This is a genomic window from uncultured Kiloniella sp., assembly GCF_937128705.1.
Lineage (GTDB): Bacteria > Pseudomonadota > Alphaproteobacteria > Kiloniellales > Kiloniellaceae > Kiloniella.
The window spans coordinates 1-10,359 of record NZ_CAKZMP010000261.1 but is presented as its reverse complement, the minus strand read 5'-3'; the positions used below and the strand labels follow the sequence as shown (position 1 = coordinate 10,359).

Sequence of the window (10,359 nt, the reverse complement as noted above, 5' to 3'; positions counted from 1 at the left end):
CTTTTGAGCTGAATTCGCCCCCTAAAAAGATTTCCCAATCAGGTTCCCTTATAAGTCAGAACCTTGGTAAGGGGACTACGATTTCTTCTTCTTCTTCTTCTTCTTCTTCTTCTGGTCATTTGCCGTTTTCTGCGAAAGTTGGTTTCGCGCGCAGAGTTACCCGTGCCGTAAGTTTTATGACCCTATCTTTGTTTATCGCCTTTTCACTTCCGCTATTTTCGTATCAGGTTAAATACTTAGGGGCTGATTTCGTAAACAGTAAGCCAGAAGTACGTGTGCTGGATTTGGAGGATGGTAGTCGTGTTACTCTTGCCCCAGAAACGGCAATCGATGTAAAGCTTAGCGAGAAAGAAGGACGGATCACCATTTTATCCGGGGCTGCTTTTTTTGAGGTAAGTAAAAATAAAACCCGTCCCTTTATTGTGGAAAAAGAGAACATACAGACAAAGGTTCTTGGAACGGCATTTCTTGTTGATGAACAGGATACGGGGGTTCGTGTGGCTGTCACCGAAGGACTGGTCCAGGTCAATCACATGAAGCAGGATACTGTTTCTGTTCAGCTAAAGCCTGGTGAGAGTGTCGCGTTTTTAAGTAGCCATGATTATAAGCTTTCTAAGCGTCCTATAGATGATATTGCGGCATGGCGAGCAGGGTACTTGAAAGTCCGTGACCAACCGCTCGGTTCTGTGGTTGATCAGATTGATCACTTTTTCAACGGGCATATATTTATTTCTAATACCGACGTTCGCGAGAAGCGTTTGACTGGTGTTTTTAAATTAGATCAGCCACGTAAAAGCCTTCGTGGAATTGCTAGTTTACACGGGCTGGAAGTAACCGAGGTTTCCCCCTGGGTAATTATTTTATCAAAAAAATAAAAAAAATTTGAAAAATGAACGAGCTCTATCGTTGTTGAAGTATAAGTGATGAAAATGCGACTTGTTCGCATCTGAGGTTTCGGCTCAGGCTCTCAACGAAAAAATAGTGGAGACCGCTCAATGAGTGAAGTTCAAGAAATCCGTAAGACTAAAGTCTTGCGCCGTTATGTAATGATGATGACAACTGCGTTGGCTACGTCATTATTAACAATAAATAGTGGTTTTGCCCAAACGACTAATCACCAGACTTCTAATCAAAAACCTTTAGATGAAATCGCGCAGAATGTTTCGGGGGAGCAGCAGCAAAATTTACGTTTTCAGATTGCACCACAATCGTTAGCTGATTCAGTTTTACTTTTTGGCCAGCAAGCTAATGTTCAGATTTTAGCTGATAGTGCAGCACTGGAAAATCTAAGGACCTCAGGTGTGCACGGTGTTATGTCCTTAGAACGTGGCCTGATTGTCTTGCTGAACGGGACAGGGTTGAATTACATCATTTCTGACGATGGTACTGTTACAATCGGAAAATTTGATCCAAAAGGAAACCAGGAAAACAGTCGCTTAGCACCGATTGTGATTGAGGCAGAAAGTGATGACACGCTTGTTCAGGATGGTTATGTGCCGCTGGTCAGCCAAATTGGTACCAAAAAAGATACACCGCTGATTGAAGTACCTCAGAATATTTCGGTTGTAACTGAACGACAATTAGATGATAGAGCGCCAAAAACCCTGAATGAAGCGCTTGCCTACACACCGGGTATTGTGACCAGTGCCTTTGGTTTTGATAATCGTTATGATTCTTTCACCATTCGTGGTTTTGATGGGGTTTATAACGGCGTGTTTCGTGATGGCCTGCGTCAGTTCAGTGGCTCTTCAGCGGTATATCGTGCAGAACCTTATGGTGTTGAGGGAATTGAAATTCTCAAGGGCCCTTCTTCTACGCTTTATGGGGCCAGTTCATCGGGTGGTTTTGCGAACATCGTAACGAAGCGCCCCACAAAAGATCGCCTGAGAGAAGTTGAATTTATTGCAGGTAATAATGAGCGTTTTCAGGGGAATTTTGATTTTTCTGATGCCATCGATGATGACGAAACAATCAAATATCGTTTGACGGGTGTTGTTCGCGATAGTGAAACCGATCTGCCGGGCTATAACGATAATCGTACATATATTGCCCCTGTTATTGAATGGAAGCCAACCGAAGATACCAAGCTGACTGTTTTGACAGAATATATGGACTCTCAGACGGGGGGGACAGCGTTCTTCTACAATGATGCAAATGGCATTACAGATCTTTATACCGGACATGAAGATTGGAATGATTTTGATCACGAACAATACCGTCTGGGTTATGAGTTCGAACACCGTTTCAATGATACCTTTACCTTCCGTCAAAATACCCGCTATGCCAATGTTGATATCAACCTAGAATATGCTTATCGACAAGGGGCTGGGGGATCAATTCAGAACGCTGGGTTAGCCGTTGAAGAACAAGAGACATTTGTTATCGATAATCACCTGATAACATCCGTTGAAACAGGAACTGTTAAGCACACGCTGGTTACAGGCTTTGATTACGGTACGAACGAGTACGAACAGCGTCAGGGGTTTGGGGCTATTGGTGGTGCAATCACGATGAACCCCTCGCTTGCTGTTGATCAAGAACAGGATCAAATCGGTATCTACATGCATGATTCACTCGCCTGGCGTCAGTGGCGGTTGAATGCAGGTGTTCGGTATGATTTTCTGGATGCTGAAACAAAAAATAACACTGGTACGATTAAGCAAGACGAAGAAGAAATGTCATGGCAACTAGGTTTGTCATATGTGACCGATTTTGGTTTGGTACCTTTCGCAAACTATTCAACGTCTTTCACCCCTAACGTTGGTAACCTCGTTGGGGGGACGCCGGCTGCACCGACTGTTGGTGAACAGATGGAAGCTGGCTTGAAATATGAGTTCCTGAACCAGAACGCTGTCATTCAAGCTTCCGTCTTTCAAATTGATCAAGAAGACGGGATTGTCTTTGATTCGTCATCTGGTTTGAATGTTCAGGTTCAGCAGGATATGCGTTCTCGCGGTTTTGAACTCGAAGCCGTAGCAAGCTTAACCGAAGGTCTTAGCCTGAATGCGGCCTATGCCTATACGGATGTTGAAATTAAAGATGGTCCAACAGGCACTGTAGGCAAGCAGGTTTCTGGTATTCCGCTCCATACTTTATCAACCTATGTTGATTATCAGTTCCAGAATAGTTCTCTTCGGGGATTGGGTGTATCTGGCGGGGTACGTTACTTCGGTGAGAGCGAAGGTAATGATACGAATACCATAAATAATGATGCACGATATTTCTTTGATGCTGCATTACGTTATGACCTGGGCGAAATAAGTAACAAGCTCGAAGGGGCTGAATTCAAGATTAATGCCAACAACCTTTTTGATAAAGATGGGCAGATCTGTGCTTCAGGAAGTTGTTACAAGGACGAGGGGCGAACTGTTCAGGCCAGCCTTCGTTATCGTTTCTGATGACATTACTTAACACTGTCCTTCTAACAGAAAGACAGCCTGTTCTCACCAGTCGTGAATTATCGTTCACGGCTGGTGCGGCGTCTATTCTGAAACCTGTCAGTCTGGATCTACAGGCAGGAGTTGTTTGTGGACTGTTGGGGCACAACGGTTCCGGTAAATCAACATTGGTTAAACTCCTTGCCCATCAGGTAATTCCATCTACGGGTATTCTAGAGCTAGAAGGGAAGGAGTTTTCAACTTGGAAGCAAAAGGAATTTGCTTGTCGTGTTGCTTACTTGCCGCAACACATGCCTTCTGCACAGGGGTTGTTAGTTGAAGAGCTCGTTTCACATGGTCGCTATCCGTGGCATGGCGCGTTTCGCCGTTTTACAGATATTGATCGGCAAAAGGTCGATGAAGCTCTGGAGCTAACCCATACAGATATTCTACGTCATCGGCAGGTTGATAATTTGTCAGGCGGAGAGCGTCAGCGTGTATGGATTGCAATGTTAATTGCACAGGACGCAAAGTGTCTGTTACTGGATGAACCAATTTCAGCGTTGGATGTTTCTCATCAAGTCGAGATATTGAGTCTGATACGTGACCTTGCGCACAAGAAAAACATCTCTGTTCTTATGGTGCTGCATGACATCAATATGGCTGGCCGTTTTTGTGACCGCCTTTTGGCATTGCGCAATGGTGAATTAATCGCAGATGGGGCACCCGCGCATATTCTGCAACGGGAAACCCTTGCAAAGATTTTCGGGGTGGAAATGGGGGTTTTGCCGCATCCCTATGGGGCTGGAGCAATAACCTATGTTGTTTAATCCCAAGAATGAGTGTGATGAAAAACGACAAAAAAGTTGCCCTAATCATCGATATTTTCAGGATCGACGGACACTCTTGAAGATGGGAGCGACCGCATCGACGGTGCCGTTCTTATCTATTTTTCCTTCAGTCCAAGCATCTCAAGGTAAAAATCCCCCACGTCGAATTGTGTGTCTGGATTATGGTTCGGCAACAACCTTGTTGGAATTAGGGATTCCCCCTGTAGGGGTAGTTGCGGCCCAACACTGGGATTATTGGGTCGGCGCACCAAAGCTACCTTCCTCGGTGGCCGATATAGGGCAAGATCTGGTCATTAATCTAGAGGCAATATCACGCTTAAATCCGGACCTTATCCTTATGACACCCTATACGGCCAGCCATAAGCCTGTGTTGGAAAAGATTGCGCCGATTGAAATGATCCCGCTTTTTGATGGAAAACGCCAACCCTTACAGGCTTCGCGCGAGATAACAGAAAATCTGGGTGTTTTATTGGGGATTGAAAAAGAAGCAGAAGCATATCTGAAGGCTTTTAATGTTCAGCTAGCCAAAGCTCGGGATCTTGTTGCAAAAAGAAATTACCCACCCTTGACGTTACTTAATTTCATGGATGGACGACACGCTAGAGTATATGGCGAAAATAGCCTTTATCAAAATGTGATGGACGAGGTTGGTTTAACAAACGCATGGACAGAGGAAACAAATTATTGGGGGTTTCAGACGATAGGGCTGGAACGATTGGCCTTAACAGCAACAAAGGAAATGGAGCTTGTTGTTTTTGAACCTTTAATGGATGACATAAAGCCAACTCTGGAAAATAGCCCTTTGTGGAAACATTTACCCGCTGTGAAAAACGACCGCTTTGCGCTTATGCCACCTGTTCTGATGTTCGGGATGTTGCCATCGGCTAAACGGTTTTTGTCGTTAATCCTGTCTTATCTGGAAAGCCGTTATTCATGAGTGAAGTGCAACGCAATTATAATCCGGCGCTGTTTTGTATGATTTTGTGTGTCGCACTCGTTTTATCATGGATACTCATGGGGCAGGATATTCAGGACATTGTTGTTCATGGGGTAGATAGCAATGAATACAATGTTCGACAGATGTTATTCCTTTTTTCAGGTTTACCCCGATTGAGCGTCGCGATCCTCTGTGGTTTGGCATTGGGGTTTTCTGGTGCAATATTGCAATTGGCTCTGCGTAATCCATTGGCATCTCCGACAACAATGGGCGTGTCTGCAGGTGCTTATCTGGCGCTGGTTATTGCAGGGTTATTTTTCCCGGTAACCTTGGTATATGGCCGTGAAGTTATTGCGCTTGTCGGTGCTGGTGTAGCTGCGGCTCTAGTTTTTGGGCTTATGGCTCGACGTGATTTCTCTCCTATTTCTCTGGTTCTAACAGGCTTGATCGTTAGTCTTTATTTCGGTGCATTGGCTTCATTGTTAGTTTTGCTAAATGACCGCTATCTAGCCAGTTTATTTATTTGGGGGGCTGGGTCTTTATCCCAACAAAGTTGGGATGTAGCGAGCGCTCTTGCCCCCCAACTTTTAATCCTGTTTGGTTTATCCATGATAATGGTGCGCCCTTTTTCCTTGTTGGTACTGGGGGATGGGAGTGCATCATCGCTTGGTGTTTCCCCCGGAATGATCAGGTTTTGCGCCGTATCTATCGCCATTGCTATGGCGGCCTTTGTTACTAGCGCTGTCGGTGTTATCGGGTTTATTGGGTTGGTTGCTCCAATGATTGTCAGGCTCTGTGGTGCACGTAAAGTCCTATCTCAACTGATATGGAGTGCATTGATTGGCGCGACATTGTTATGGATGACAGATGCTGTTATTCAAATTTTGGCAGGAAGTTTGCGCGAATTTGTACCAACAGGGGCTGTGACAGCTCTATTAGGGTCGCCACTTTTATTGTTTCTTATCCCAAGAATGAAGTTTGAAACCGTGGTGCAAACAAGTGATGCACCAATTGTTTGGCGACAAGTCGCTGGACTTAGGTTGTTGATGATCATGTCGGTGGTTTCAATCAGTGTCGTTATTTTGGCAGTGACCTTTGGTCGAGACGCAGATATTGGATGGGCTTTTGATTTTTCAGGAAACTGGGATGCGGTCTATCAATGGCGCGTACCTAGGGTAATTGCAGCTTTTGGCGCTGGAATTATGCTGGCTTTGGCTGGGATGTTACTTCAACGTTTGACCGGGAATATTATGGCAAGCCCCGAAGTCTTGGGAATTAATGCCGGGGCTATGATGGGCATCGGTGTCTGTATCTATCTTGTTGTCGGTGTTGGCCCTGAAACCATGGCGATTGGCGCACTCTTTGGGGCAAGTATTGTCCTTGCAGCGCTTTTTGCTTTTGGAAAAAAAAGCGGGTTTCAGCCCGAAAGGATGATTTTGATCGGTGTTGCCCTCGGCGCTTTAATCGACGCCCTGATTGGTGCTTTGGCGGCCACAGGAGATCTTCGTTCCGTTCATTTGCTTCGTATTATGGCTGGTTCTACTTATGGGGTTAGTCTGGAAGCTGCCTGTGGTGCGCTTTTTCTTGGGTGTGCTTTGATGGTACCTCTTCTGATTGGCTCACGGGCGCTGGATGTCATGAACCTTGGTGAGAGAGTTTCCCTTGGGCTTGGTCTAAACGTACGTAAATCACGCTTTGTTCTTTTTACTGTGGCGTCCTGCTTAACGGCGGGGGCAACGGTTCTTGTTGGTCCGCTCAGTTTTGTCGGGTTGATGGCACCACATATCGCAAGGTCATTAGGGGTTCATCAAGCTCGTTTGCAAATGATTATTGCGGCGCTTGCTGGGGGATCATTGATGGTTGTTGCTGATTGGATTGGCCGTGTCATTGATTATCCTTATGAAATGCCAGCGGGATTGCTTTCCGCGCTTGTCGGAACACCATTGTTGTTAATTTTGATGAGCCGTCAAAACACCTTTGCAAAAGGCAACAGTACATAAAATCAGACCTAATTTAATTTTTGTAATATTACGAGTGAGCTATGTTTCAATCTTCCTTAAGCCTTCCGATCCGCGATGCAGACCAACATCTTGAAGCGCAAGTTCGTCATATCGAACAGCATGAATTAAAGGCTGAAAAACATAGCGATAATAGTTTCTCTATAAAAAGTGAATACGGAGTGTTGCGTCTTTCAGCAACAGAGGAACAAATGAATTTAATTGTTGAAACCGAAAGAGATGACGGGCTCGACATTATGCGTGATTTTGTGGCTGACTATTTAACGGGTCATATGCCTGGATTGAAGTTATCCGACTTGATCTGGAGTGGGCAAAACCTTGATGAAGGTTCACCTGCCAACTTTAGAAAAATGACTGTTGTCAAACGAGTTATTCTAAACGAGGGAATGTTACGTATAACTTTAGCTGGCGATGATCTGGCTATTTTTAACGAAGGAGGGCTGCATTTCAGGCTGTTATTACCCAAATCGCCAAATCGAAAACCAGTTTGGCCAATTCGGCTAAAATCTGGAAAAGTACAATTTCCCGAAGGTGAAGATGAATTGCATAACCGGGTCTATACTGCGCGTTATGTCAGACCGGAACAGGGGGAATTGGATTTTGATGTGGTACGGCACAAAGGTGGTGTTGCCGCAGATTGGGCCGAAAGTGTTCCAGAGGGCGCTACTATTGGTGTTATGGGCCCAGGTGGCGGCGGTTATCTTAATCAAAGCTGGCTATTAATGGGGGGAGATGAAACTGCTTTACCTGCGATTTCCCGTATTCTGGAAAACTGTTCTTCCAATACGCAGGGCAAAGTTTATCTTTCAACACGAAAAACAGATTATCAAACAGTCTTTAACAAACCTGCTGGGGTGGATGTTTGCTGGTTGTCCGAACGCGACAGACAGTTGACGGCATCAATGGTCGAAGTCAATTTACCTCAGCATGATGATCTTTATGTCTGGTTCGCTGGCGAACAAACAGACGCCAGAGAAATTAGGAAGACCTTGAAAACGGAGTGGAAGCTAAAAGCACACCAATATTATTGTGCAGCCTATTGGACTAAAGACAATTAGATTATGCGGAGCACTTATTCTCAAGCGGGAATATTCTGGGGGATCAAAGTTTTTATTTCTGAGGATAATCAAAACAATTATTTGAGTAAGTATTCTCTTCTTTGAAAAAAATTCTATTGTGTATAATAAAGATATACGAAAACTAGGGTGTGGACTCAATTCGCCCAACATCTGATTGCGAAGAGTTGCACCATTGAAAGGAAGTTTCGAGCTTTCTTCTCGAACCTGGTAGCCAACCTGCGCATATCCTTCATTTTGCAAAAGAAACGCTCGACGATGTTTCTCTGTCGGTAAAGGCCGCTGTCGTGGGGGATCGGCTGGCGCGCATTGCTCTTGGATGGAATGACCGCCAATGCCCCTTCATCAGCAATCTGCTGCCTGATTTTGCGACTTCCGTATGCCTTGTCGGCCACGATGGCGAGGGGCGGCACTTCCCAATCGAGGAAGGCGTCCATCATCTGACTGTCGTGGAGTTGCCCGCCAGAAATAGCCAATCGCAGCGGACGTCCTTTGGCGTCTACAGCCGCGTGAACCTTACTTGTGCGACCTCCGCGTGAGCGGCCAATACCTTCTTCCAGTTCCCTTTTTTTGACCCAGCCGCTGCGCGGTGAGCCTTGACGATGGAAGCGTCAATGAAGACAAGAGCGTCCTCACACTCCTGGGCAAGTGCTTCGAATATCCCTTGCCAGACACCGCGCTCACCCCATCGAACATAACGGTTGTAAACCGTTGCTCGCGGGCCATATCGCTCCGGCAAATCGCGCCATGGAGCGCCGGTTCGCAGAATGTAGAATATCCCGTTGAGAACTTTGCGGTCGTCCTTACGGTCAGGACCACGCCCTTGTACTGGCAGAAGTGGACTAATAATCGCCCATTCTTCGTCAGTCAGATCAAACCGTGCCATGAGAACCTCCATCAATGGAGGTCGTGAATCATACTTTCATAAGCAAAATCAAGAGACTGAATTGGGTTCACACCCTAATGACATCGATACTTCCTTTGAAACCGAAATTTCTGCTGAGATTGTTGCAGCGTATGTGAGCAACAATCCGATTGCTGCCGATCAGCTTCCAAAGCTAATCGCCGCTGTTTTTAAGAGCGTCACCGGCGTCGCTGCAGAAAAGGAGGAAGCTGCTTTAGCGAAAAAAGAACCTGCCGTGACAATCAGAAAATCCCTGCAGCAGGAACATTTGATTTACCTTGAAGACGGCAAAAAATTCAAATCTCTGAAACGGCACATCAGAACCCACCATGATCTGACACCTGAGCAATATCGTGAAAGGTGGGGGCTCAAACCCGACTACCCAATGGTTGCACCTGCCTATGCCGCGCGTCGGTCAGAGCTGGCAAAAACTATTGGCTTGGGCACCAAGAGTGGCCGCAAGAAGAAATAGGCTTTGGGAAAAAATCCCGCATAAGTCGTATTTTTTCCTCGTACCTAGATTGTCAACGCCACCTAGAGATGGCTCTCACTCCGCTAAACTGAAATGTCTCAACCGCACATCAGGATAGTCGCAAACCTTGTCGCAAGATGAGCATCGGCTCTCTGCATACCACGTCGGTTTGTCCGCACTCCCGACGTCTAAGCAGAACTCTGAAGTTCCGATAAGGCTCAGATATCCAATCGGGGCAGGGTGCCGAGTGGCCGATAATTCAGAAGCGTCGAAGGTCCGGATCGAGCCAATAATTCCAAAATTGAGCATGTCGCAGATCGGATTGCATGGCGATTGGGTGATTGTCCAAGCGGGCCGGTAGCGGAAGTTGGATTTCGCCGTTGGCATCAACGGAAGCAGACATTCCCAACATTCAATCATGGGACAAACGCACGCCCTCAATTACAGAATCTAAAGGGTGCGTAACTGCCAGCTGGACAAAATTACGCTTCCTGCTCACGAAACCGAAAGCGAATCTAGAAAACCCGCTAAGTTTTCTTTCGTTGTCCCATCCCGTTGCACATAAGGCAGGTCACGCCTGCGAATGTGGATCCAGTTCCACCGCATGTTGAACATGGCTTGAGTTCTCTATCCGATTTCATTTTGATTGCCTTTCTTATTTGACCGTTATGATCTTAATCAGACAGATTGGCTCTGTGTCCAATGGCCGACACCGGACACTCTA

The 10,359-nt window shown here is 46.0% G+C and carries 9 protein-coding genes; 7 read left to right on the top strand and 2 right to left on the bottom strand.

The window, feature by feature from the left end; genetic code table 11:
• The 6 genes from Q0241_RS13345 to Q0241_RS13320 all read left to right on the top strand — a co-directional run.
• A partial coding sequence (locus Q0241_RS13345; protein ID WP_299378291.1) for a FecR family protein occupies window positions 1–875 on the top strand: 875 nt, incomplete at its 5' end.
• A 120-nt stretch (window positions 876–995) separates the two neighbouring features.
• Entirely contained in the window at window positions 996–3,398 is a 2,403-nt protein-coding gene (locus Q0241_RS13340) for a TonB-dependent siderophore receptor (RefSeq protein WP_299378288.1), read from the top strand.
• Entirely contained in the window at window positions 3,398–4,207 is an 810-nt protein-coding gene (locus Q0241_RS13335; RefSeq protein ID WP_299378285.1) for an ATP-binding cassette domain-containing protein, read from the top strand. The genes Q0241_RS13340 and Q0241_RS13335 overlap by 1 nt, the downstream gene beginning before the upstream one ends.
• The gene (locus tag Q0241_RS13330) at window positions 4,197–5,165 is read left to right on the top strand and encodes an ABC transporter substrate-binding protein (RefSeq protein WP_299378283.1); all 969 of its coding nucleotides are present in this window, start codon (window positions 4,197–4,199) and stop codon (window positions 5,163–5,165) included. The genes Q0241_RS13335 and Q0241_RS13330 overlap by 11 nt, the downstream gene beginning before the upstream one ends.
• A complete protein-coding gene (fhuB, locus tag Q0241_RS13325) occupies window positions 5,162–7,165 on the top strand; it encodes a Fe(3+)-hydroxamate ABC transporter permease FhuB (protein ID WP_299378280.1) in 2,004 nt (667 codons plus the stop codon). Before Q0241_RS13330 ends, fhuB begins: the two co-directional genes overlap by 4 nt.
• Before the next feature lie 41 nt (window positions 7,166–7,206).
• Window positions 7,207–8,241 carry a siderophore-interacting protein gene (locus Q0241_RS13320; protein ID WP_299378277.1) on the top strand — a complete coding sequence of 345 codons (1,035 nt, stop codon included), beginning with the start codon at window positions 7,207–7,209 and terminating at the stop codon, window positions 8,239–8,241.
• Between the two features lie 155 nt (window positions 8,242–8,396).
• Here Q0241_RS13320 and Q0241_RS13315 read toward each other — a convergent pair.
• Window positions 8,397–9,145, bottom strand: a protein-coding gene (locus tag Q0241_RS13315; protein ID WP_299378274.1) for an IS5 family transposase whose coding sequence is annotated in 2 segments (ribosomal slippage) — window positions 8,397–8,818 and window positions 8,818–9,145 — 750 coding nt in all. Because the reading frame shifts where the segments join, the coding sequence is not laid out codon by codon here.
• A 61-nt stretch (window positions 9,146–9,206) separates the two neighbouring features.
• Here Q0241_RS13315 and Q0241_RS13310 point away from each other — a divergent pair.
• The gene (locus Q0241_RS13310; RefSeq protein WP_299378272.1) at window positions 9,207–9,635 is read left to right on the top strand and encodes a MucR family transcriptional regulator; all 429 of its coding nucleotides are present in this window, start codon (window positions 9,207–9,209) and stop codon (window positions 9,633–9,635) included.
• A gap of 259 nt (window positions 9,636–9,894) precedes the next feature.
• On the opposite strand, the gene Q0241_RS13305 is transcribed toward Q0241_RS13310, so the two are convergent.
• Window positions 9,895–10,038, bottom strand: coding sequence for a hypothetical protein (locus Q0241_RS13305; protein ID WP_299378269.1), 144 nt, complete (start codon window positions 10,036–10,038; stop codon window positions 9,895–9,897).
• Window positions 10,039–10,359 lie beyond the last annotated feature (321 nt).